Origin of the sequence: Methanolobus profundi, from assembly GCF_900114835.1 — an archaeon.
In the GTDB taxonomy this organism is placed as follows: domain Archaea; phylum Halobacteriota; class Methanosarcinia; order Methanosarcinales; family Methanosarcinaceae; genus Methanolobus; species Methanolobus profundi.
The window spans coordinates 556,108-579,193 of the sequence record NZ_FOUJ01000001.1 but is presented as its reverse complement, the minus strand read 5'-3'; the positions used below and the strand labels follow the sequence as shown (position 1 = coordinate 579,193).

General features: G+C 42.0%; 22 protein-coding genes. 8 read left to right on the top strand and 14 right to left on the bottom strand.

What is annotated here, in order from left to right; translation table 11 throughout:
* Window positions 1-38: 38 nt before the first annotated feature.
* The 8 genes from BM008_RS02805 to BM008_RS02770 form a co-directional block, all read right to left on the bottom strand.
* Window positions 39-1,022: a substrate-binding domain-containing protein gene (locus BM008_RS02805; protein ID WP_091932873.1), complete on the bottom strand. Its 984-nt coding sequence runs from the start codon at window positions 1,020-1,022 to the stop codon at window positions 39-41.
* A gap of 337 nt (window positions 1,023-1,359) precedes the next feature.
* On the bottom strand, window positions 1,360-3,399 hold the full coding sequence (locus BM008_RS02800; RefSeq protein ID WP_143072251.1) for a hypothetical protein: 2,040 nt from the start codon (window positions 3,397-3,399) through the stop codon (window positions 1,360-1,362).
* A 314-nt stretch (window positions 3,400-3,713) separates the two neighbouring features.
* Entirely contained in the window at window positions 3,714-4,151 is a 438-nt protein-coding gene (locus BM008_RS02795; RefSeq protein WP_091932868.1) for a hypothetical protein, read from the bottom strand.
* Complete coding sequence (locus BM008_RS02790; protein ID WP_091932865.1) at window positions 4,105-5,067, bottom strand: phosphate signaling complex PhoU family protein; 963 nt, start codon at window positions 5,065-5,067, stop codon at window positions 4,105-4,107. Before BM008_RS02790 ends, BM008_RS02795 begins: the two co-directional genes overlap by 47 nt.
* A gap of 141 nt (window positions 5,068-5,208) precedes the next feature.
* Complete coding sequence (locus tag BM008_RS02785) at window positions 5,209-7,035, bottom strand: ATP-binding protein (protein ID WP_091932862.1); 1,827 nt, start codon at window positions 7,033-7,035, stop codon at window positions 5,209-5,211.
* Window positions 7,032-7,955 carry a PhnD/SsuA/transferrin family substrate-binding protein gene (locus tag BM008_RS02780; RefSeq protein ID WP_091932860.1) on the bottom strand — a complete coding sequence of 308 codons (924 nt, stop codon included), beginning with the start codon at window positions 7,953-7,955 and terminating at the stop codon, window positions 7,032-7,034. Before BM008_RS02780 ends, BM008_RS02785 begins: the two co-directional genes overlap by 4 nt.
* Window positions 7,956-8,138: 183 nt before the next feature.
* Window positions 8,139-9,236, bottom strand: a complete 1,098-nt coding sequence (aroC, locus tag BM008_RS02775; RefSeq protein ID WP_091932857.1) for a chorismate synthase — start codon at window positions 9,234-9,236, stop codon at window positions 8,139-8,141.
* Between the two features lie 25 nt (window positions 9,237-9,261).
* Window positions 9,262-10,143 carry a cation diffusion facilitator family transporter gene (locus BM008_RS02770; protein WP_342707557.1) on the bottom strand — a complete coding sequence of 294 codons (882 nt, stop codon included), beginning with the start codon at window positions 10,141-10,143 and terminating at the stop codon, window positions 9,262-9,264.
* 198 nt (window positions 10,144-10,341) lie between these two features.
* On the opposite strand from BM008_RS02770, the gene BM008_RS02765 reads away from it, so the two are divergent.
* From BM008_RS02765 to BM008_RS02750, 4 genes are all read left to right on the top strand, one after another.
* Complete coding sequence (locus BM008_RS02765) at window positions 10,342-11,001, top strand: DUF6517 family protein (protein ID WP_091932854.1); 660 nt, start codon at window positions 10,342-10,344, stop codon at window positions 10,999-11,001.
* 152 nt (window positions 11,002-11,153) lie between these two features.
* Entirely contained in the window at window positions 11,154-11,930 is a 777-nt protein-coding gene (locus BM008_RS02760) for a formylglycine-generating enzyme family protein (RefSeq protein ID WP_245747831.1), read from the top strand.
* Window positions 11,931-12,006: 76 nt separating this feature from the next.
* Window positions 12,007-12,786: an ATP-binding protein gene (locus BM008_RS02755; protein ID WP_091934140.1), complete on the top strand. Its 780-nt coding sequence runs from the start codon at window positions 12,007-12,009 to the stop codon at window positions 12,784-12,786.
* Window positions 12,787-12,806: 20 nt separating this feature from the next.
* Entirely contained in the window at window positions 12,807-13,172 is a 366-nt protein-coding gene (locus BM008_RS02750) for a cupin domain-containing protein (protein ID WP_091932848.1), read from the top strand.
* A gap of 1 nt (window position 13,173) precedes the next feature.
* Here the strand turns inward: BM008_RS02750 and BM008_RS02745 are convergent, their stop codons facing one another.
* The gene (locus tag BM008_RS02745; RefSeq protein ID WP_177187935.1) at window positions 13,174-14,514 is read right to left on the bottom strand and encodes a tripartite tricarboxylate transporter permease; all 1,341 of its coding nucleotides are present in this window, start codon (window positions 14,512-14,514) and stop codon (window positions 13,174-13,176) included.
* Window positions 14,515-14,672: 158 nt separating this feature from the next.
* On the opposite strand from BM008_RS02745, the gene BM008_RS02740 reads away from it, so the two are divergent.
* Entirely contained in the window at window positions 14,673-15,593 is a 921-nt protein-coding gene (locus tag BM008_RS02740) for a TIGR00269 family protein (protein WP_091932845.1), read from the top strand.
* On the opposite strand, the gene BM008_RS02735 is transcribed toward BM008_RS02740, so the two are convergent.
* On the bottom strand, window positions 15,587-16,495 hold the full coding sequence (locus BM008_RS02735; RefSeq protein WP_091932842.1) for a DUF7847 domain-containing protein: 909 nt from the start codon (window positions 16,493-16,495) through the stop codon (window positions 15,587-15,589). The two genes, BM008_RS02740 and BM008_RS02735, sit on opposite strands and share 7 nt — an antisense overlap.
* A 460-nt stretch (window positions 16,496-16,955) precedes the next feature.
* Between BM008_RS02735 and BM008_RS02730 the strand changes: the two genes are divergently transcribed.
* Window positions 16,956-17,135, top strand: a complete 180-nt coding sequence (locus BM008_RS02730) for a PLDc N-terminal domain-containing protein (RefSeq protein WP_245747829.1) — start codon at window positions 16,956-16,958, stop codon at window positions 17,133-17,135.
* 196 nt (window positions 17,136-17,331) lie between these two features.
* On the opposite strand, the gene BM008_RS02725 is transcribed toward BM008_RS02730, so the two are convergent.
* The 3 genes from BM008_RS02725 to BM008_RS02715 all read right to left on the bottom strand — a co-directional run bounded on the left by BM008_RS02725 (window position 17,332) and on the right by BM008_RS02715 (window position 20,579).
* Window positions 17,332-19,347 carry a sodium-translocating pyrophosphatase gene (locus tag BM008_RS02725; RefSeq protein ID WP_091932839.1) on the bottom strand — a complete coding sequence of 672 codons (2,016 nt, stop codon included), beginning with the start codon at window positions 19,345-19,347 and terminating at the stop codon, window positions 17,332-17,334.
* A 206-nt stretch (window positions 19,348-19,553) separates the two neighbouring features.
* A complete protein-coding gene (locus BM008_RS02720; RefSeq protein WP_091932836.1) occupies window positions 19,554-20,009 on the bottom strand; it encodes a hypothetical protein in 456 nt (151 codons plus the stop codon).
* A gap of 138 nt (window positions 20,010-20,147) precedes the next feature.
* Window positions 20,148-20,579 (bottom strand): hypothetical protein, encoded by a 432-nt coding sequence (locus BM008_RS02715; protein ID WP_091932833.1) that lies wholly within the window; start codon window positions 20,577-20,579, stop codon window positions 20,148-20,150.
* A 409-nt stretch (window positions 20,580-20,988) separates the two neighbouring features.
* On the opposite strand from BM008_RS02715, the gene BM008_RS14690 reads away from it, so the two are divergent.
* Complete coding sequence (locus BM008_RS14690; protein WP_143072249.1) at window positions 20,989-21,216, top strand: hypothetical protein; 228 nt, start codon at window positions 20,989-20,991, stop codon at window positions 21,214-21,216.
* Window positions 21,217-21,415: 199 nt separating this feature from the next.
* A complete protein-coding gene (locus BM008_RS02710) occupies window positions 21,416-22,450 on the top strand; it encodes an endonuclease/exonuclease/phosphatase family protein (RefSeq protein ID WP_177187934.1) in 1,035 nt (344 codons plus the stop codon).
* Between the two features lie 66 nt (window positions 22,451-22,516).
* Here the strand turns inward: BM008_RS02710 and BM008_RS02705 are convergent, their stop codons facing one another.
* Entirely contained in the window at window positions 22,517-23,071 is a 555-nt protein-coding gene (locus BM008_RS02705) for a flavodoxin family protein (protein WP_091932828.1), read from the bottom strand.
* Window positions 23,072-23,086 lie beyond the last annotated feature (15 nt).

Here is a 23,086-nt window from a genome sequence, read left to right as displayed (position 1 = left end):
GGTTAGATTTGTGCTATTGCACAAATCTCAATCCAAATTTAGCTGAAGTCAATTATTGAGAAGTATCCAACTTCTTCGAAGTACTCAGTTGCTGCTGGGGACATTGCGAAGTTGATGAATGACTGCTCAACAGTGGATGGGTTTCCATTTGTAAGGTAGTTGAGTGGTCTTGTAAGGTCCTCCTGGTAGGTGTCTTCACCTGCAAGACAGTCAAGAACTGCATCTTCATCTACATCGTTGTATCCATCTACACCGACTATTGTGACAGTTTCAGAGCTGACTGCAAATCCAAAGTCTACAAAACCAAGTGAATCTGTTGTATCTTCCACTGCTGCAAGTACACCAGCATTTCCTACTGCACCGATTGCCTCGGATTCATCTACATCCTTTGCATCCTCAAAGTCTCCACCAAGGTACTTTGCGAAAGTTTCCTCTGTACCGCTTGCTTCTGATCTCTGGAATACTGTAATCTGTGTACCAGAAGTTGCTGATGTGAAATTGTTACCGGAGATTGCGTAGTATGACTTACCGCTTGTACAGTTGTCATAGATAGCGAAGAGTTCAGACTGTGTTGTGTTGTATCCTTCAAGAACACCATTTGTTATTACTACTACAGCACTTCCACCAATCTGGTGTTTCTGAAGTGATGGGTATTCGTTGACTGTGTCAACATCCTTTGATGCTGCACCGATGTCAATAATGTCGAGCTTGGTCGAGGTGATACCTGCACCGGAGCCACCGCCCTGTACTGTTACCTTGATACCGCTGTGGTCTGCCATGTATGCTTCTGCAAGAAGCTCAGAAACAGGCTGGACTGTTGTTGAACCAGCGATAAGAAGTTCGGTTGATGCAGCTGATGTTGCATCGCCTGCACTTGCACTGTCTGATACGTCTGATGAGAATGATCCCATAATCGTTCCTACTGCTGCTGCACCAGCGATTGCAACTACTACTAATACGAGGGTTGCAACGATAGGTGAAACACCAGCTTCATCGTTGAAAAGTTTCTTAAATAAGTTCATGTTTATCGTACACCAATTTGTTTTATGTTCCTATTCGGGAGCGAGTTTTAATCGCTCTGGCATCTAATTGGATGCTGAATATATAATCATTCTACAAGTCATATATATAGAGCAATAATCAATATAGAATTCCAATATCTCTATATATTGCCGCATATACAACAAGCATTTTCCTTAAAATTGAAAAAGAACAACAATCTACATTTAAAAAGAAAGTGAATTTAAAAAAAGCACTGATAAATTACGAATTCTTTTATTCATCACACATTAAAAAAATAAATACAAAAACAGGGAAATGAATTTCTGCCATACATATGACAGGGATCAAATATGTAACTTATTTTGAGATCAAAGTATATACCACACCAAAAACTGCTACTGCAATTAAAATAATGACAACATAGAGATAGTTCTCAACAGCATCTATGGCTGAATTTTCCACAACACCAAACAGTGAAAGAACTCCATTTATAACACTATCAAATGTATTGCCTACGAATTGCTGGACCTTATCGAACATAGAAGTTAACGGGTCCAGAATAGCCGAAAAGAACGAAGTATCGGATGATTCCTGTTGCACCTCCAGTGACACATCTGAGGTATCCAGTATTTCTTCATCTGATGAGTACAGAATATCTTCATCAATATCATCTTCGTCCTCAAATTCCTTTTCCGGTTCTACCTGTACCACTACTACATCATCAAGAGCATTCTCATCCGTTACCCATCCACCATTCAGAGGTTTCCAATATTGTTTGACCTCATTACCCTCAACATAGAATGAGGAACGCACTTCTCCCTCATAGTCACCTATAGCCCTGAACTCACAAACCGCAGAAGGAAGATAAAGAGCTGTATCTGATGATACATCATAAGACATAGATAACGATGAACCAGGAGGGAGCAGCACACCTTCAACAGAGAATGTATATGAATCATTTGATCTTGAAGTACTGAGATCCCATTCACTCAAAGGCAAACTGCTTCCAGCCAGGCCTTTTTCTACACTTCCACTTACATATGTTACATTTGCAGGAATAGAGTCTGTCAGGTTTATCCATGCTGCACGGTCACCATCATTGTTCAATGTGAGCGAAACAGCATAGTCATTGCCTGTTCCTGAAATATCCTTGTCGACCACAATATGGGGACCGTGGATCGTTAGTGACTCTGTACCGGACTTCCACGTCATTTCCTCACCAAAGATATCTGCCGTTACAATAACACTATCAAAGGAGTACTTTCCTGACCTTATACCGATGAGTTTCTGACCCAGATAATACTGACCATTCGCATCCATAGATGAATGGTCCCCTGAATCATAGGCCTCTGATATCACAATATCTTCAGGTATCTCTGAGAACTGTACATCCAGATCATCTATTGTATAAAGACCAGTATTGTAGATATGTGTCCTGAGAAAAACGAACTCCGTTGCATCACGTATCTCATAACTGTTGGAACTGTAGCTATCCGTACCACTTTCCAGCTCCTCTACATACCAGGAGGTCATATTTATCTCATCCTTGGTGAGTTCCAGAAGGACCTCCATATCAGGATCAGTACAGGTTAATTCCAGAGAACCATTGAACTCATGTTCATCACCCTTAATATCATCTCCAACTGCCGTTGCATTAAGGAAATAATTGATATCATACGGCGAGGTCTTACCATCCCACTCAGGTGCAACCACTGTGAAGTTAAGCTCAACACTGTCATCGACCTCAAGACAACCCAGGTTCTTCTGTATTATATTGTCCTTTACCTGGAACTCCCCTTTTTCCCTCAACCGAAGTTCTCCAAGAGGGATCTCAAGGACCACACCCTCTATCCACGCATCTCCGGTATTGGTGACCTCAACCTCTATGGTCTTTTCCTCACCCGGAGCATACTGTTCCGATGAAACATCCACACCCTGAATAGTTTCCTCACTCGCATCGAACTCGATATCAAGCTCAGGGATACCACGATAATATATCGCTATTTTGGCAGAAGGGGTCTTGTAACTATCAGTTGTTATATCCTCCAATAGCACCATGACCTCATTATCCCATTCAAAGGACATCCTGTCATAGACATCCAGGAAAAGGAATTCCTTTCTTACAACCCCATCATTCTCAATGGAAATAAGGGCTGCATCCAGATCCCCGGTGAAGTCATCCGCTCTGAATGTATAAAGAACACCATTTACATCTACGGTCTTTACTTCTCCCCATTTGATACTGACAGAGCCTTCATCTACCCATTCCACACAGGTATCAAGATCATTGCACGGACAGTAATTATCCGCTACTGCTAAAGGTAAGAATGAAGAGAACAGTACTATCAGCGCTATTATGTAGAAGAAGCTAGGTATGTGCCTACTCGTTTTTTTCACAGGACCCACTCCACACTATTATGATCTTTTTGACACTTTCTTAGATAGAACATAGGCTAGCAATGCATATCCTGCCATCGTGACAAAAACAAAAGGTATCGCCATGTTGAAAAATGACGATGGGGTATACCAGCACGTAGAATAGAAGGTATAGAGGGAAAGTACCACTGCTGCCAGCAAACTGACCATTCTCTTCATGACTGTAAGAATCTCAGGTAATCATATATCCCTTGCACAAAGGAACTATGTACGCACATGTAGACTATTGGGAACTAAATAGAGTAGGTAAAAGCAGTCTTTTGTCATCCATTATATTATCGTTCCCTTTTCAGGACCTCGTATCCGAACACGGATATCGCGATTATTATCGAGGTCATGGATAACATGAATATCATATTGGAATACGTTTCCTTCAGAACGAACCATGACATACCCCCCAGCACATGAGTGATGCTCATGAGCAGGATAATAAAAACACCGATCGGGTATATCTCCTCGTTCTCAAGGAACCTGAGTATAGTATAACCCATAATGTAATAGAAAACAACAGTTAAAGCAAGATACGGAAGGACAATACCGTTCTTAACTGCAAACACAAGAGTAGGACTGAACTCATGTGCCAGTATGTTCTCAATACTTCCGGCAAAATAGAAGGTCAGTGAATAATCGATCACAACGGCACTACAGAGAAAAAGAGGGATCAACCTATAGTTGTGATAGATCGATCGCAGACTCTGCAATATTTGACGCATAATCCCTTATCCTGCTGAAACTGTCAATTATCAATTCAATGGAATCTCCTACAGGAACCTGACTTGCATTGATAAGCTTCTCATTGAAAACATCCCCTCTTCCAAGTACATCATTGGCAAGTTCACGGTCAGACCCTCTTAGAGCTTCACTGCTATCCATAAAGAGTTTCTGGCAATCCCTGCAGAGATCAACAAGCACAGAACGTGCATCCATGGGTAAAGAGAGGTAAGAAAAATGTAGTGATATCTTGGATATGTGGTCACCAATTCGTTCTACATCACTGGCTGCAAGTCGATAATAGAAAGACTCCACGAGAGAAAGTCTGTCATTCTTTGATCGTTTTTTCAGATTAAGTCGGTCAACATGCTGTTTTGACACGAGAAGGAACATTCTGTCAAGATCATCATCACGAGTAATGATATGTTGACACATATCCCGATCATCTTCCTCAAAAGCAGATGCAAGCTCATCCAACATTAAATAGATGAGAGATGACATGCGTTTTAGACCTTTCTCTATTGTGAAATCCTCAGTATCCAGAAAGTTCTTGATAACTATCTTCCTATCATTGCTCTCAACTATCTCGAATCCCACAAGACGGTGGCAAAGGTCCTTGATCACACTATGTTCCTCTGAAGATATACTATCACTAACGACCTCTATTGACTGATAGTCACCAACGATGTAAAGACCTACAATATCTCTCTTAAGATGGTCCAGTTCTTTTTTGAACTTTAGTTTCTTTGTCTTCTTTGAAGAAGTAGTGCCAGGTGGTTTTAGAAGTAAGGACCCATCATCCTGGTAGAATATAGATATATGTGAACCGGCTGCCAGTTTTGAACTAACTGCCCATTTTTTGGGAAGGGTCAGAACATAAGTGGATTTACCTGTTATCTGTACTTTTCTTGTATCCATCTATTCTCACTATCCAAAAGGAAGTTAGGTCTAATGGATCAAATTTTGGCTATAAAGTTTACCTGTATAGATTATAGGGACTATGAGAACTATATAGTTAGAATATAGTCTTCCAGAACAGTGGGTATTGATCAAGAAATATCAATGATCACTGTGATCAGGAATTACAAAATAGAATGTACTTCCTTTTCCATATTCTGATATTACAAGTAATCTGCTATTATGTCCAGCGATTATACTGGATGCTATTGTCAGACCAAGACCATTCCCACCGAACTTTCTTGTAGAACTACTATCGACCTGATAGAATCTGTCAAAGATATGTTCCATATCATTTTCTGATATCCCAATACCAGTATCCTTTACGTATACTCTGGTCCCACCATCGACCGGAGAGGTACCGATCTCAATAAGACCACCTTTCTCCGTGAATTTCAATGCGTTGTCAATAAGCTTTGTGAGTGCATATGTGAGTTTCTCAGGATCTGCTTTTACATGTTTGTCCTCACTGAACTTTTTCATGACCTCGATATCAGAAGTACTTAACTTCCCATTGAAAACCTTACATGCCATTTCAACGATACCATTTATACTGGTCATGACAAGGTCCATGTCATGAACCCCATCTTCACCACGTGCGATCTCAAGAAGATCCTGTATCATGATATTTTGCCGATCAAGAGCTTTTAATGACCTATTCAGGTAACTATACCTTTTCTCACTATCCTGCTCTTCCATAGATATCTCAACATAACCTTTCATTATGTTCAAAGGAGTACGAAGTTCATGGGATATATTTGCAATAATATTGGCCTTAGTCTGCTCAAGCCTCTTTATTTCCGTGATATCCTTGGCAACAGCTACGTATTTTATCTCACCCCTATACTCTACACTACCCATACTCAGGATAACGACCTTCAACCTTCCATCCATATCAGTAAAATTCAGTTCCTTCATAAAAGTAGCATTTCGGTCAGCACTTGTCAAGAAAGACCTTAGTTCATCCTCCTTCTCCTGGAAGAAAGAGTAGATACTTGAGCCTATTATCCACTCTTTTCCTGATCTTGCGATCCGAATGAACGAATCATTAACAAACTCTACCTCCCCACCATCATCTATTACAGCTATTCCATCAAGGCTGCCTGAGACGATCTTTGTGAGATAATTGCGTGTCTCAAGTACCTCTTTGGCAACTTTTTCCTTTTCTTTTATCAGGTAACCTATATGATCTGCCATGTCATTGAATGAATTTGCCAATTGACCTACTTCATTATTTGAATTTATCATGACCTTATGATCAAGGTCACCTTCACCGAATATCTCTACCCCTTCCTTAAGTTCCAGTATGGGCCGGGAGACCACCGAACCTGCAAAGTAAGCTACATTGGAACCTATGAACATGAGCATAAGAACGAACAGACCTAACGAAATGGTGAACTTGTCCACATTTGACCTTATGTGTTCCTGAGACATTCCAACATGGACCTCACCTGCCTTTCCTTCAAGTATAGGATAAGAGATATCCCGTACATATCCAACTTCCGTATCAAGCAGCATAATACTACTGCCACCTATAGCAGGATTTATGCTATAGAGATCAATTGGAAAACCATCCTGGAAAGTATGGACCAATATATCTCCCTGTTCATCTGCAATGAAAACATAAACTACCTCTGACTCGCTGTCTCTGATAGTTTCAATAAGCCACTGAAGCCGGACCTGATTGTCCGTAAGTATAGGATTAATACTATTCTCAGCCAGATTACGTGTAATGGAGATACCCTTCTCGTCAAGCTCCGCACTCATCATGCTTGTCTGAACCAGATTGAGATAGGATCCCATCAGGATACCAAGAATGAGAATAATTCCTACTACCGTAAGTATCATTTTAGTTCTGATACTGAAATTATCAATATCTGAAACGAGTCCCCTCAATTTCGTTTCTAAATGACATGATCCGTTCTTCATAACCCATCACCATATGAAGAATAAGTATCATGATCCATCTCAACGAACATGTTGAAGTGCATGTCCTCAAGGACAAGCCTCCCTTCGTCAGTATTGTGCATATTGAGCAACGATTCCCTTATCTTACTTTTCAACCCGGGATCAATATCCGGATGAACTGCAAATGCAGGAGACACCTGTGATGGAGAAGTGTAGATGATCTTCATGTTCGATGAGAGTTCGGCAGATCTTTCAACATAATAGGCCCACATTATACAGTCGATCTCTGCACCGTCAAGTGTTCCCTGCATTATCATATCAATGAAATTATCCTGACTGTTACTGTAAATATAGCTTGAGAAGAATTGATCAGGTGACCCGTTAATTTCCGACCGCATATACTCAGGTACAATATCACCCCGGTTGAAACGATAGCTATTGAATGCGAATCTCTTACCGCGGAGATCTTCCAAAGACCCGATATTATTATCAGACCTTGTTACTACATAAGAGGAATAATGGATATCACCGTGGATCACAGGTACTGCAATGACCTCCATACCAAAATCATCATGTCCTTCCAGATAGTCATCTTCCCTCACTAATACTGCATCAAGATACCCTGTTTCCAGCAGGTAATTTATCTCAGCCGGATTGTCCCTCTGGACCAGCTCGACCTCGAGTCCTATGTCATCTGATAAATGGTCAAGGAATCCCTGATAATATTCCATGGTCGTCTTAGGAGACGCCATGGCAAAGACACCAATGTGTATCGTTATCTCATTTGCCACCTGATCGCCTATAGCTTCTGTCCTTCCAAGGGATACTTTCAATGCCTCCTTTCCTTCAAAACACCCACTTGAAGCTGTTATAAGAATAATGGAAAGAGCAAGTGGAATGAGAAGCAGATATTTGTTATGGCTCAGCAAAGTGTTTTTCATCCATTTCCCATAACAGTGGCATTTGGTATAAAAGAATATCTACATAAATATATAATTCCGCTATATTCCTTCATAGGTATATTGGGAACTATATAGACAGCTAAATATCATGAAAATAAATGAACACCGCTAGTACATCAAAATAAAGACAAAAAAGCTTAAAGAAGAGTGCTCAACAAGCACTCATTTCAACAATGAAGCAGGACCTATAAGTCCGCTTCCGATCATATGATCTACAAGAACAAGAGCCATCATGGACTCTGCTACAGGAACCATTCTTGGAGGGATCGTGGGGTCATGTCTTCCATGTATCTCGACATCGATCTCTTTCATTGAGGCTGTATCGACACTTTGCTGTGTCTTTGAGATAGAAGGTGTTGGTTTCACCGCTATCCTGCAGATGACCGGCATTCCTGTGGATATGCCACCTGTGATACCACCTGCATGATTCGTTGCAGGGGTAACCTGTCCGTCATCAAGTACATAGGGATCGTTCATCTGGCTGCCTTTCATTCCGGAACATTCGAAACCTGCACCGATCTCAACACCTTTCACAGCGCCGATACCCATCATCGCGCCGGCGATATCAGCATCCAGTTTACCGAAAACAGGTTCACCAAGACCTGCAGGCACACCTGTTGCTATTATCTCGACAACACCACCAATGCTGTCACCTTCAAGACGGGCAGCATTGACCTGTTCGAGCATCTTTTCAGCTGCACCAGGATCAGCACACCGGACAACATTACTGTCCACATTGGAACGGATCTCATCAAAGGAAAGGGATCTGGCCTTCACACCACCAAGCTCAATGACATGGGCAAATACTTCGATACCTGCCATTGAGAGGAGCTTTCTGGCAACTGCACCTCCGGCAACCCTGCCGATGGTTTCCCTGCCTGAGGACCTTCCACCGCCCCTGTGGTCACGGATGCCATATCTTTCAGAATAGGACTGGTCAGCATGTCCCGGTCTTGGGATATCCTTTATGTAATCATAAGCACTGGACTTTGCATTCTTGTTCCATACGAGCATGGAAACTGGCATTCCTGTTGTTACACCATCGAGTACACCGGAGAGTATCTCCACTGAATCAGATTCTGAACGTGGTGTTGATACCTCGCTCTGCCCCGGACGACGACGGTCAAGGTCCTTTTGAACATCTGCTTCTGAAAGTGTGAGTCCTGCCGGTACACCGTCGACTACGACTCCCAGAGCTTTCCCATGAGATTCGCCCCAGGTGGTGATCCTGAAAGAATGTCCGAATGAATTTCCTGGCATAATCGTATAGAGTTCCTGATAATATTTATATCGACCGTGTGTGGGCTGGCTCTATATGCACAAGGACCTCTTCTATTCCCTCGAAGTTCTCCTTGATACGATACTGGACAATGTGAGATATTGTATGAGACTTATAAGTGGTCATCTCAGGGTCAACTTCTACATGAAGGTCCACATAGACATTTCCCGGTGGACCCCTTGTACGTATCTTATGGCAATCGATGACACCTTCTATATTACAGACAACCTGCGATATCTTTTCAGTATCGATCTGTGATTCATCAGCAAGGATGGAGACACTATGTAATATGATCTCTGCACCTGCATGTAATATGACAATTGCGATGAGAACAGAAACAACCGGATCGATAATTGGGTATCCGAGATATATTGCTATAAGACCGATGATCACAGAAAGAGACACATATATATCGCTCTTCGTATGAGCTGAATCTGCAAGCAGGACCTCACTGTTTAGTTCCTTACCTGCCTTACGTTCATACGTCGTTACAGCATAGTTCACAGCCATGGTACCAAGCATAACCATAAAACTTATCGCAGTAACCTCAGGATGATTGCCATTACCAAAGCGTTCGAATGCTGAATGGACTATCTCGAATGCTACCACTGCAAGTATCACCGCGATCATTACGGATGCCAGCGTCTCGAACTTACGATGACCGTAAGGATGCTCCTTGTCAGGTGGTTTGGCTGCTATCTGGATCCCGATAAGACCTATGATGTTGGAAACACCATCGAAAAGAGAATGGAAACCGTCTGACTGCATACTGAGAACGCTTGTATAATATCCATATGCTATTTTTGCGAATGATACAGCCAGGTTCAGGAAAAGCACATATATCATTACTTTTCGTATTTTCCTGAAACGCAGATCCATGTCATACATCAATAGGGATTATGAACAGCAACAATATAAAGTATATGATTTTTATATCTAAAAAAAGAAGGAGAGCCAACAATTGGTAACATCAAGTGGTTTAATATATAAATAAATTCATAGTATATCCAGGTGATACCATTGGTCCTGAACTTAAAAAGAATTACATTACTGATATCATTGTTATTCATGATCCCATTAATTACAATGAGCTCCGGGTGTCTTGAAACCCCTGAAGCCACTCCTGCAACCATAGATGAGAATGCATTGTCTGCATACGGATGGTCGCAGGTATCTGTTGAGGAAAAAACCTTTGAACAACAGATCACCGGATCAAAGACCCTGACCATAAGCTCCGCTACTGTGGAATACTACAACGACAGGCTCATGAACGATATCAATGAACAGACACTACAGTTCACAGAAGACAACAATATACCTGTCTCAATTGATCTGCCAGACAGCATGACTGCACACATCATCACATACCGCCTGTCACTCCCATCTGGTGCAACACTGCCTACTGATCTCGTATCAGACATAAGGGAAAAAATGCTCACTGATCTTAAAGAAGGTAATGATATTGATAGCATTCAGGAAACAACGACAAGGACCATCATATTAAATGATGGAACAGAAGCAGTTGTTAAAATATACACAGGATCAGGAAATTCCACAGATACAGACCTGAAGATGATGGGGTTCGTCACTGCCTTTGAAGGCGAGAACACGAACACTTTTGTAATGGGATTTGTACCTGATGGAGAACACAGAATAGAATCCGGTATTGTGAACGGTACACTGTTCTCGATCGACGGAGAAAGCGAAATGGATGAGATGCTTGAACTTATAAGCATGATCGAGTGACCTATAAAGTAATATATAGCCAGATATTCTCCACGGGAGAACTATACAGATCCAGTAGAACAACTACTTGTACGATATTCCGAATCGGATAATAGGTGTTCTATTTGGATATTCCTTTCAAAAAACATATAGCAAGAATAATACCTGTTACATTGTTCTTAATTACCATCATTCTTTTTTCCGGCTGCACTGCCAACAACATCAGTGTAGATATACCCGAACAGTTCAACAATTCCATTGGTATGGAGTTCACTCTTATCCCTGCTGGCGAGTTCTATATGGGAACAAACTCCACTCCTATAGTTGCCTTTGACGATCCGATGCATAAAGTGACCATTGATAATGCGTTCTACATGGCAGAATACGAGGTTACCCAGTCACAATGGGCAGCCATCATGAACGATGATCCATCTTACTTCAAAGGTGATGAACTCCCTGTGGAACAGGTCTCATGGTACGATGCACAGGAATTCATTGAAAGGCTGAACGAGATCGAGAACACAGACAAATATCGCCTGCCGACAGAAGCTGAGTGGGAATATGCGTGCAGAGCAGGAACATCAACTGATCTCTCATTTACAGATGAAGCTACAGATCTTGATACCTATGGATGGTCCGATAGTTATGGATGGTGTGCCCTCAACTCAAATAGTACAACCAATCCGGTAGGCCAGAAAGAACCGAATTCATGGGGTCTTTATGATATGCATGGAAATGTCTGGGAATGGGTACAGGACACGTGGGAAAATAACTACGAGGGTGCACCTGCCGATGGAAGTGCATGGGAAGAAGGAGACCTGAGCAACCGGGTCGGACGTGGCGGAAGCTGGATGGACGGACCCAATATATGTAAAAGTCATTTCCGCGGTAGTCTTGATGCGAACAGTACTTCCAATGTACTTGGCTTCAGGGTTGTAAAGGATATCTGAATTCCCATGAAAAAGGATGGAAATGAGCATCTATACAACCGGAAGATATAATTCTGATAGATACTCAGTTCTGAACATGGTTAAAATTGCAGTCACCGGGAAAGGCGGAGTAGGTAAGACAACATTGTCAGGTACCCTTGCAAGGATGCTGGCAAGAGATGGATATGATGTGCTTGCCATTGATGCCGATGCTGATATGAACCTTGCTTCCTCACTTGGGATAGAGAAAGCCCCTGAGCCACTTACAGATTATCAGGACCTTATAGAAGAAAGGGCTGGTGAAAAGGGAGGAATGTTCAAATTCAATCCCAAGGTGGACGATATTGTGGACAGGTTCGGAGTAGTAGGACCTGATAATGTCAAAATGCTTGTAATGGGAACTATAGAAAGAGGTGGAAGTGGCTGTATGTGTCCTGCCTCTGCATTCCTGAAGGCTTTTCTGAGACATGTGGTCCTCAAGGATACCAGTGCTGTAATACTTGACATGGAAGCAGGTATCGAGCATCTGGGAAGAGGTACAACCCGTGGTATCGACCTTATGATAGTGGTAGTTGAGCCAGGAATGAGATCGATCGAGACAGCACAGAGGATCAAGCAACTTTCAGAGGGTATCGATGTAGAACATCTCGCTGCGATCATCAACAAAGGAACTGCTGCAAATATCAAACCAAAACTGGAAGAACTTGGAATACCTGTCCTTGGGGAAGTAGCATATGACCCTGGTCTTATGGAGGCTGATTTCAACGGTCTTGCACCTATTGACGTTGGTGGTAAATGGGTCGATTCAGTAGCGCAGATCAAGGACCGGATGCTTGAGATGATAGCAGGCTTTGAGAAGGAAGATAAAGCTCAGTAGAGTTAGAGCTACAGATATTCATGAGCATAAAGACTTCCTGCAGGGATGTTGAAGCCTATATCACAAAAGATGGTTCTTCCATCAGGGAATTGATACATCCTCAGATACATGGTAATTCTGCACAGAGCGTTGCTGAAGCCACTGTTCCTGCAGGAACTTCTACTCTTTTACACCGACACAACATCACTGAGGAGATATACCATATACTCTCAGGTTCCGGATGGTTGACACTGAATGACAAGATCATAGAGGTTGAAACAGGTGATTCTGTCTGCATACATCCCGGAGTTTCACATAACATAAAGAATACAGGTACTGATGATCTCAGGATACTATGTTGCTGTTCTCCTGCCTATTCACATGATGATACTGAAGTTCTGGAATAGCTTAGATAAAGTACATGATCACAGGTAACAGGATCACACCCATACAATGACTCTTCTTAACTTCAAGGAATGGTGCGAGCATCCCAATTGGAATTGCTATGATGAAGATCAGTAATCCGAATACTCCTGTTGATAACAATACCATGACTGCGAGGAAGAAGATGATCCCATAACAAAGTTTGGGATAGTCGATATTTTCCAGCAAATGATGGATATTATCACCAAGGTGTATCGTAGAAAAATATGACAGCAATGATGTCAGGAGTATTGCACACAGGAATAGCACCACGATCGAAGCCTCAAGAGATATTCCACCTAAAAGTTCATCGATTGCTACCATAGCGCCGCTCCTTGTCTTACCAATGAACGCAAGTGCCATCAGTCCGAATATAGCATTACTTGTGTTGACACCGGAAATTGACACAATGAACTCTTTTGAGGAACTCAGGAAAGCTTCATTATCCTCCGACCTATCTCCTGAACTTTCATCCCCCCTTACAAAAATACGTGCAAAAACAGTTGCTATGGACGAGGATACTCCAGGCAACCATGCCACAATGGAACCTAATACACTGCCAGTGACCACAGCCCGAATGACCTTACTTCTTTCAAGGTCCGGTCTTGAATCATATTGTAATGGAATTACAGGGTCAGAGAACAGGCTTATGATCAGCTGTGATGCACCGAAAAGACCGCTTAACAGAGGAAGTAATATTGAGCCTTCACCCCAACCTATCAGCGGATAGGAAAGATAGTCCATCCTGAATGCGAGCACACCAAGCATACCGCTCATTCCAAAGAGAATAAGCGCAAAGGCTCTTCTTCTCCACACATGTATCCTTCCTTCTCCGCGGAGATATTCACCTTTTTCAGTCATGATCATTACAAAGACCACAAAGATGAGAATGTATGCCATATTCTCCTGAATGATCTGGTAGCCTTTAACAAAGAGAAATGACAGTGGGATCACCGTGAGAAGTGATATGACCACAGAACCGGCACTTCCAAGAGCTGAAAGCCGAATAGCCTGTGCACCCTGACCTTCAAGAAGCAGGGTGTGACCGGGAAGTACTGCGAGTGCTGTATCCTCACCGGGTGCTCCAAGGAAGATAGATGGGATGATATCGTGGAAAGTGTGCGAGATGCTGTTCGATAATATCATTGCAGCAATACAGATCACCGGTAAACCATGATCAGAAAGTATAGGGGAGAATGCAAGAAGTATAAGAGCAAAGTTGTTGGTGTGGATACCAGGCACCAGACCGGAGATAACACCCAATAGATAACCGGCAAAAACCGATGCCAAAAATGCCCACATGGGAATATCCGTCAGAATATCCATTATTATTTTCCTTTACGTTTTGCATGAAAATATTCCATTAGTACTTAATTCTTGCTTTTTAGTTTTAAAATAAATATCGTGCAATAAAGGTCTGCCAGACACTCTGAAATTCTGGGCAATAATAGATTTATATATTAAGATCTCCTGTCCTTACAGGAATGGATACCAAAACGATCAAATGCAGTAAATGTAACAATAACGCTATTATTTTTCAGAAATACTCAGGTATGCACCTGTGCAAAAAACACTTCATAGAGGACGTTGAACGTAAGATAAAACTTACGATCAGAAAGCATTACAGCGTCAAAAAGAATGAAGTGATCGCAGTGGGACTGAGCGGTGGTAAGGACAGTAGTACCACTTTATACATACTGCATCAGATATTTGGTAAAAGACCTGACATCGAGCTTGTGGGCATTTCCATTGATGAAGGCATAGCAGGTTATCGACCTGATACTATCCAGTCTGCAAAGGAACTGACCGAGAGACTTGGGATCAAACATATTGTACGTTCATTCAAAGATGAATATGACACCACCATGGATGAGATCGCACCCCAGCAGAGAGAGAAGGGAGCATGCAGCTATTGTGGTGTGCTTAGAAAATCACTTTTGAACAAGATAGCTCTGGAGCTTGGTGCCACAAAGCTGGCTATCGGACATAATCTCGATGATGAGGCTCAAACTATCCTCCTGAACCACCTGAAAGGTGATGTTTCACGTATGGTCAGGCTTGCTCCTCCAAAAGAGCTGGAAGGACTTGTACTGAGGATGAAACCTCTGAGACATATTCCTGAAAAAGAGATAGCTCTCTATGCATATCTTCATGACCTGCCACTGGGATTTGGCGGATGTCCGTATGCTCATGAAGCTATGAGAAGGGAGATAAGGGTCATGCTCAATGATTTTGAAGTAAAACATCCCGGTACGAAATACGCTCTTCTGAGTGGTTTTGATAAGATGTCCGGCATACTCGGACGTGAGTTCCCTCAGGAAGGACTTTCTAAATGCAGCATATGCGGACAGGCATGTACAGAGAATGTATGCCAGGCCTGCAAACTGCTTAAGAGGGATCAGTAGTCCAACATATATTCTTCAAAGGAATAGAGCTTCCTTTCTGTCCTGTTAAGATAGAAGCGTGTAAGCCAGACTGTGACAAGTGGCTGTATAACTACGATGCTCAAAATGGATTGTGCAAAGGACCATAGCTGAGCTATCACATCCACACTGGATAGCATCTCACCTATTATTGCGAGTAGTATGCCTATTGCCATCACAAAGAGCCAGATAAGGATTACAGATGATATATTATTCCTGAAGAAAGAAAGGGATCTTTCGACCGCACTTATCGGGTCAAGCTCATCAATGACCAATGCATAGCTTGTGAAGAAAAGAAGAATATTGAGCACTATCATGTAAAGTGTCCATGCAAGTATCCCCAGCATCAGTAATGTAACTCCGGCTGCTTCACTTTCAGGATTTGCTAAGAAAAGACTTACATCCCCTATGGAGACTATACCGGGTACCAAGAAGACCAGACCAACAATTGTGAGTAGCGATATGAGTACATTTGTTAAGAAAAGGTTGAGAAAGTTCTCACTGCCTGCTCGGAACATATCGTTTATGCTCGTATTTCCTTCCTCGGATGCCTTCTTTGCCATACCTATAGCTCCGGCTGTAAAGAAAGAAGAGAACAACATGTAGAGCAGAAGGAATACAAGTCCTGCTACGATCAGCAAGAAGAGACTCTCGGAGAACAAGGAATCGACCAGGTTCAGCATTACATCAGGAGTAAGAGCCTCAGGATCAAGGTTTTGCTGTGAGACCAATGGCATAATGAATATAATTATAAAGACTACCGTTGCAATGATCAGTAAAAATGCGGCTGTTATCATTTCAAGTATGTAAGGAACACAGATATTAAGGTTCCTTTTCCAGGTACTGAACCCCTTATTAATGACTGTTCCAATGTCTTCGACCATTATATAGCTCCTAATGAAGTCCCTATGTCACACTTATATTTATTTGCATCCCATACTAAATGTGCAAAATGGCAACAAATAAAATAAATTATCAACATCGGAAGACGCAGAGTTAAATCATAAAACTTAAATATCTTGATTGCTTTTTTCAATTTGTTATTGCGCGGGTGGCTCTTTTCATACACTAAACCCACTCCCACACTTAAACCCCACTCCCCAAATACATTAAACCCAACCACCCGTGCAAAACATGTAACTCTTTTCTATAGCACTTTTCAGTTGCTTAATTCAATAAAGGAAGCTTAGCTTTAGCAGTAACCAAATAATCAGGTCGCAAAGCAGATAGATGCCAACTATTAAAATTTTACCACATGCTCGTCAATTTTATTACTACTGCTCATGAAATATCCCAGAAAAATATATATGATAGCAGTGGCTATCATTTTTGAGGTGAAAATATATGTCAATGTTGTATAATATATGGGGATTGATCGTACTGGCATCGTTCATTTGGGTAGTATATGATATCTTCACCAATAACAAAGGACTTGATCCGATCAAGAAAGCTCTCTGGATAATTGTAGCTTTCATCTTTGGAATCTTGGGAGCAGCAGCTTACTATTTGATTGGAAGAAAATAGTCATCAGGAAGTTTCCTGACCAGTCATTTCTTTTTTTATCAGTTGATCTGAAGAAATAATATCATCTGAAAGCAACTGAGCTTTTTCTATTGACCTTCAAGATCATATCCTGAATGAACGGTCATAATAGAATATTTAAAAAAGAGAAAGAATTTCCGGCTTTTGCCGGAAACACAAATTATTCTTTGTTTTAGTTTTAGAACAGTCCTGCACCGATGAACAGTGATGCGAACAGGATCGCTACCATGTTCACTACCTTGATCAGAGCGTTAAGTGCAGGTCCGGATGTGTCCTTGAATGGGTCACCAACAGTGTCACCGACAACAGCTGCCTTGTGAGCTTCTGAGCCTTTTCCACCGTGTTCTCCGTCTTCAATGAGCTTCTTTGCATTGTCCCATGCTCCACCACCGTTATCCATTGTGAGTGCAAGCAAAAGACCACAGACAATGATACCGATAAGAAGACCACCAAGAGCTGCAGGACCAAGTATAAGTCCAACTGCAAGTGGTGTGGCTATAGCAAGGAAACCAGGGATAGCCATCTCACGGATAGCTGCTGCTGTAACGATATCGACACACTTGCCGTATTCAGGCTTTCCGGTTCCTTCCATGATACCTGGAATTTCACGGAACTGGCGACGAACTTCGTTCACGATCTCGAAAGCTGCTTTACCCACAGCTCTCATTGTAACTGCACTGAATACGAATGGAAGCAGTCCACCAATGAAGAGACCTACAAGGACCAGAGGCTGGTCAAGACTGAGATCTGCACCACTGAGGTCGACCTTGTGTCTGTAATCTGCGAACAGAGCCAGAGCACCAAGTGCTGCCGAACCTATGGCATATCCCTTGGTAACTGCCTTTGTGGTGTTACCTACTGCGTCAAGTGCATCGGTGATCTTACGGACATTGGAAGGCATACCTGCCATTTCAGCGATACCGCCTGCATTGTCAGTAATAGGACCGTATGAGTCAAGTGCTACGATCATACCAGTTGTTGAAAGCATTGCAGCTGCTGCAATTGCAATACCATAGATACCAATTGCCGGATCTGCTGCTCCACCTACAATGAAGTATGAGGACAGGATACCAACAATAATGATGATCACAGGAAGTGCGGTACTTTCAAAACCAATTGCAAGACCGGAAATAACGTTTGTACCTGCACCTGTTTCAGATGCTGCAGCGATCGTCTTTACCGGACGGAATGATGTTGAAGTGTAATATTCTGTGAATACCACCATGAGAACCATAATTATTACACCTACTAAAGCTGCGTAGTAGAATGTAAGGTCACCCATGAGGGAAGTTGTAACGAAGTAGAAAGCAACAAGACAGAGAAGTGCAGAAACTGCTACTCCTTTATATAGAGCTTTCATGATCTTTCCATCGCTGCCGACCTTCACGAAGAAGACGGAAATGATGGAAGCGAAAATTGCCACTGCACCAAGAATGAGTGGGTAAAGAATTGCGTTTGAGTATGTATCAAGGACAAGTGATCCAAGAAGCATTGATGCAAGAACTGTTACTACATATGTTTCAAAGAGGTCAGCACCCATACCGGCACAGTCACCTACATTGTCACCTACGTTATCAGCAATTACACCTGCATTACGTGGGTCATCTTCAGGAATTCCTGCTTCGACCTTACCTACAAGGTCTGCTCCGACATCGGCTGCCTTGGTGAAAATTCCACCGCCAACCCTTGCGAAGAGACTGATAAGACTTGCACCGAAACCAAATCCTACTACAAGGTCTACATCCTGATAAAGTATGTAGAAACCACTTGTACCAAGAAGTGCAAGACCTACCACAGCAAGACCTGTGACAGCTCCGCCGCGGAATGCAACGGACATTGCCTTCTGTAATCCTTTTGATGCTGCACTTGCAGTTCTGACGTTAGCCCTTACAGATACGTTCATACCGACGTATCCTGCTGCTGCTGAGCTTATTGCACCGACAAGGAAACCGATAGCGATCTTGTCTCCATCTGGAAGGAGAACAAAGATGAGAACTGCAAGAATTACAGCTACTACTGCTATTGTTTTGTACTGACGGTTCAAGTATGCCATCGCACCTTCCTGGACGGCACCTGCTATCTCCTGCATCTTCTCTGAGCCTGCATCCTCTTTGAGGACACTGCGCGCAAAGATGCCGGCGAATACCAGACTAATAAGACCAGCAAGAGGGGCAAGATAAATTAAAGATTCCATATTAAAACTCCTCTCAAATTATAGTTTATTTAAATGCGATTTTTGATCGATCCGATTTTGTAATCATTAATGAAGTAACATGTCGCTTACATTACGGCCTGCTACATAATTGTAACCACGTCGGGTATAATACAGATATATACTATATAAAAGTAGGCCGAAATAGTACACACAAGATATGAATGTTTCGATGGATGAAGCAGTAATTACATGCCTCCGCCTATCTGCATAAGCTCGAACTCGATATCATCAGGTACATCGACCCTGAATACAAATACATTGTACCTTGATCGGCGTGCAGTTGATATAGCAGTTTTCTGTTCAGGCGTCAGATATCCATCAGTGCTTGCTATGCACAGTGATTTCTTTGTATCCTTCACAAGGAAATCGAAGTGCTCGCCAAAAGCATCGAGGAATTCCACAAGACTGCTCAGATCATCCCAGCTTTCACACATATGGATGCTCTTGTTAGCAGAATTACTTACATACCAGTCCCTGCTCATATAAGGATAAGCAGCATACTGATCTTTCAGGTCATCATATGCCTTGTGTATCTTTGATATCTCGGAGTTAAGATCGACCCATTTCCAACCCTGTTCTGAGAAATAGCGTGATGCCACTATTGATACTACCTTATCCTTATCATTCTGTTCAAGCTTCATTTTAACACCTGCGCGTATAATAGGCCTTATGACATTTAATTATATATCCATGGTCATTCACTTTTTCGCCAGATGACTGTTCGAGAACAAGATAAAATGACAATAAAGACCTTAAGGATCACAGGTCAGCATCATAGCTCAAATAGGCATAGTTTCTGTTGAAGATACACGCACATTTACTATGGGTTCAAGGTCCATGATCTCTTCCTTGGACATACCTTCTGTAAAGAGCTCAACAGTACCTCCTACATTCATAGATGAACCTGCTTCCACATACCCATTGATATCCTGAAGCACAGAATCCTGTGAGGTGAGAATATAGGGACTATCGGCCAGTATCGGCTCAACTGATGTTACATAGACATCTTCCTGCCCACTGTTATAGAGAGTGAACTCGTACGTGTAAATGGTGACAGAACTGTTATTCTCTGCAAGACCCATAGATGAAACCCCTTCCACTACCAGTAGACCTTCTACCTGAACAGGTCCACATGACCAGATATTCCCGCTGAAACCTATAAGTATACCAACAGTAATGATCAGTAAAGCATAAGAAAGATTTTTTTCCATTATCGATCCCCGACATGAAGAAGAACTCCATATGATTTTATATTTTTGGCCGTCATGCAGAAAAAGTATTGGTTAAAAGTAATCGGGGAGCCCCGTGTTCTCAAAATATGAAAAACTGGTTGGTATGGTACAATAATGAGATGGTGGTGGTAATATTAGCTCCCCTTTTACCATTTACTTATTTATCTGCATACTATATAAAATATGCCAGCCTAAATCTAAAAAATATACACAATAATATATAAATAGAAGTCTAAAGCGATCGGCATAAATATGATCAAATACATATAATCATTTAATTCAAAAATAAATATATTTCTATTAAATATCAATCTCGGTTTCTGAGAAGATAATGATCTAATATAAGAACATTCCAATCATATGGTTGTGAAAAACAAGGACGAGAAAAATGAACTGCTCAAAATGCAACTATAGAAAACATATTCCCCTATTTTCGAAATGTGCAGGAGTACAGGGAAGAGCAAGAGTTGGAACCGCTTACTATTGTGGACATCCTGAAATGATGAATCCCACACCAGTGATCCCCACTGATGGAATAATGCCAGAGGATTGCCCGGTAACAAGAGCAACACTGACCGCATCAGAGAATATGCAGGATACCGAAGTAACCGGATAAAGAGTTTACAATCACTTTCTGTTATGTAGAGATAAGCGACTGACCCTGATCACAGGGATCGTCCTACACATTACACTTACCTATTTTTAATATTATTTATAAAAATATACCATAAATATCAAAAACAATTGCAATAGACATACTATAAGTATAAATCAACTGCATGCAAAGGGATGATATTCAAAAGGAGTATCATACGATGCAAAAAGCAATTATTTTACTTATTGGAATTTTATTGATAACAGGTTTCACAGCAGGATGTATATCCTCTACAGAAGAGGATAACACTGACAACAGAACCGTAGATATTATCGGGAACACTGAGAAGAACGATAGTATAAATAATGAAACTGTACTTGCCTCGGTTCAGGATGAAACTGAGAATTATCAGAATACCACAATAGGACAGGCTCCTGTTCCAGAGCCTTCTGTCGTTGACATCGATAATTTACGTATAGGTGCTTTCAACATCCAGGTATTCGGGGTCACCAAGGCATCAAAACCCGAGGTAATGGAAGTACTGGCTGAGATCATCCGCACCTATGACATCGTTGCCATACAAGAGATACGTGACGCATCGCAAACAGCCCTCCCATCCCTGGTGGAACTTGTCAACTCAGATGATCATGAATACAGCTATGTAGTAAGTGAAAGACTTGGAAGGACATCCTCAAAAGAGCAATACGCTTACATATTCAATACGCAGACAGTTCAGATAGACGGGGAACCACAGACATATCCTGAGCCGGAAGATACAGACCCTTTCCACCGGGAACCATATATCATGGCCTTTAGTTCTGTTACGGGGAACTTCGATGCAGTTATGATGGTCATACACACCGACCCTGACGAAGCAACAGAAGAGATCAATTACCTTGATGATGCACTTTCCTATGCACAGGAGCTATATCCTGATGAAGAGGACTTCATGATCCTTGGAGACCTGAACGCAGATGGTTCATATTTTGATGAGGACGGTACCAGTGACCTTGATGCATATCAATGGATCATCAGTGATGATCTGGACACCACTACTAAGACGACGAACAGAACATATGACCGCATCATCCTGACAGATACATCCGACTTCACCGGAGATGCAGGCGTGTTCAGGTATGATACTGAATACGGACTGGACTATGAACAGACCATAGCTGTATCTGACCATTATCCGGTCTATGCGGAGTTCATTATAACGAATGACAACGACCGGAATGTTTCATCTGTTGTCTAGATCGTACAAAAAAGAGTTTCAGAATGGTACGAACATGCATTATGTGCATGCTCGTATACATTATGATCACTTGAATAATTCAATACCTGCGGTCTTTGCCTGTTCCATAAGCTCAGCATTCTCTTTTGCTTCACCAGGAGCATGATGACCGACATCAACGAAAGTGCCTTTTACATCCATTCCGAACATCTGAAGGACCTGGGTGAACTCTTCAAATACTCCCTTGAAAGCATCAGGTTCAGGATTTCCCTGCGCACTGACTATAATAGCCTTCTTTCCAGCTTCAATGCGTGATGTGAAATCAGGATTTACAAGTGCCCAACAACGGTCGATCACCTGACGCATCTGACTTGTGAACTGGAAGAAATAGATAGGGGATCCAAATACGAAACCATCTGCATTTTTAAGGGCATCATATACTTGTGACATGTCATCTTTCAATTTACAGCCATCGACCTCCCTGCAGTATGTGCATCCCTGGCAACCTTTTATGTTCATTTCATTGATGTAGAACTTCTCCACATCTGCCCCTGCTTCTACAGCTCCGTCAAGGACCTGCTGTACTAGTACATCGGTATTACCGTTCTTTCTTGGACTTCCTACAAAACCTACTACTTTCATTTAGACCATTTCCTT

What these genes read in the sequence shown, in the direction of transcription:
- BM008_RS02805 (WP_091932873.1), bottom strand. Translation starts at nt 1,022, where the DNA reads ATGAACTTATTTAAGAAACTTTTCAACGATGAAGCTGGTGTTTCACCT.
- BM008_RS02795 (WP_091932868.1), bottom strand. Translation starts at nt 4,151, where the DNA reads ATGCGTCAAATATTGCAGAGTCTGCGATCGATCTATCACAACTATAGG.
- BM008_RS02790 (WP_091932865.1), bottom strand. Translation starts at nt 5,067, where the DNA reads ATGGATACAAGAAAAGTACAGATAACAGGTAAATCCACTTATGTTCTG.
- BM008_RS02785 (WP_091932862.1), bottom strand. Translation starts at nt 7,035, where the DNA reads ATGAAGAACGGATCATGTCATTTAGAAACGAAATTGAGGGGACTCGTT.
- BM008_RS02780 (WP_091932860.1), bottom strand. Translation starts at nt 7,955, where the DNA reads ATGAAAAACACTTTGCTGAGCCATAACAAATATCTGCTTCTCATTCCA.
- aroC (WP_091932857.1), bottom strand. Translation starts at nt 9,236, where the DNA reads ATGCCAGGAAATTCATTCGGACATTCTTTCAGGATCACCACCTGGGGC.
- BM008_RS02770 (WP_342707557.1), bottom strand. Translation starts at nt 10,143, where the DNA reads ATGTATGACATGGATCTGCGTTTCAGGAAAATACGAAAAGTAATGATA.
- BM008_RS02765 (WP_091932854.1), top strand. Translation starts at nt 10,342, where the DNA reads ATGAGCTCCGGGTGTCTTGAAACCCCTGAAGCCACTCCTGCAACCATA.
- BM008_RS02755 (WP_091934140.1), top strand. Translation starts at nt 12,007, where the DNA reads ATGGTTAAAATTGCAGTCACCGGGAAAGGCGGAGTAGGTAAGACAACA.
- BM008_RS02750 (WP_091932848.1), top strand. Translation starts at nt 12,807, where the DNA reads ATGAGCATAAAGACTTCCTGCAGGGATGTTGAAGCCTATATCACAAAA.
- BM008_RS02745 (WP_177187935.1), bottom strand. Translation starts at nt 14,514, where the DNA reads ATGGATATTCTGACGGATATTCCCATGTGGGCATTTTTGGCATCGGTT.
- BM008_RS02740 (WP_091932845.1), top strand. Translation starts at nt 14,673, where the DNA reads ATGGATACCAAAACGATCAAATGCAGTAAATGTAACAATAACGCTATT.
- BM008_RS02735 (WP_091932842.1), bottom strand. Translation starts at nt 16,495, where the DNA reads ATGGTCGAAGACATTGGAACAGTCATTAATAAGGGGTTCAGTACCTGG.
- BM008_RS02730 (WP_245747829.1), top strand. Translation starts at nt 16,956, where the DNA reads ATGTCAATGTTGTATAATATATGGGGATTGATCGTACTGGCATCGTTC.
- BM008_RS02725 (WP_091932839.1), bottom strand. Translation starts at nt 19,347, where the DNA reads ATGGAATCTTTAATTTATCTTGCCCCTCTTGCTGGTCTTATTAGTCTG.
- BM008_RS02720 (WP_091932836.1), bottom strand. Translation starts at nt 20,009, where the DNA reads ATGAAGCTTGAACAGAATGATAAGGATAAGGTAGTATCAATAGTGGCA.
- BM008_RS02715 (WP_091932833.1), bottom strand. Translation starts at nt 20,579, where the DNA reads ATGGAAAAAAATCTTTCTTATGCTTTACTGATCATTACTGTTGGTATA.
- BM008_RS14690 (WP_143072249.1), top strand. Translation starts at nt 20,989, where the DNA reads ATGAACTGCTCAAAATGCAACTATAGAAAACATATTCCCCTATTTTCG.
- BM008_RS02710 (WP_177187934.1), top strand. Translation starts at nt 21,416, where the DNA reads ATGCAAAAAGCAATTATTTTACTTATTGGAATTTTATTGATAACAGGT.
- BM008_RS02705 (WP_091932828.1), bottom strand. Translation starts at nt 23,071, where the DNA reads ATGAAAGTAGTAGGTTTTGTAGGAAGTCCAAGAAAGAACGGTAATACC.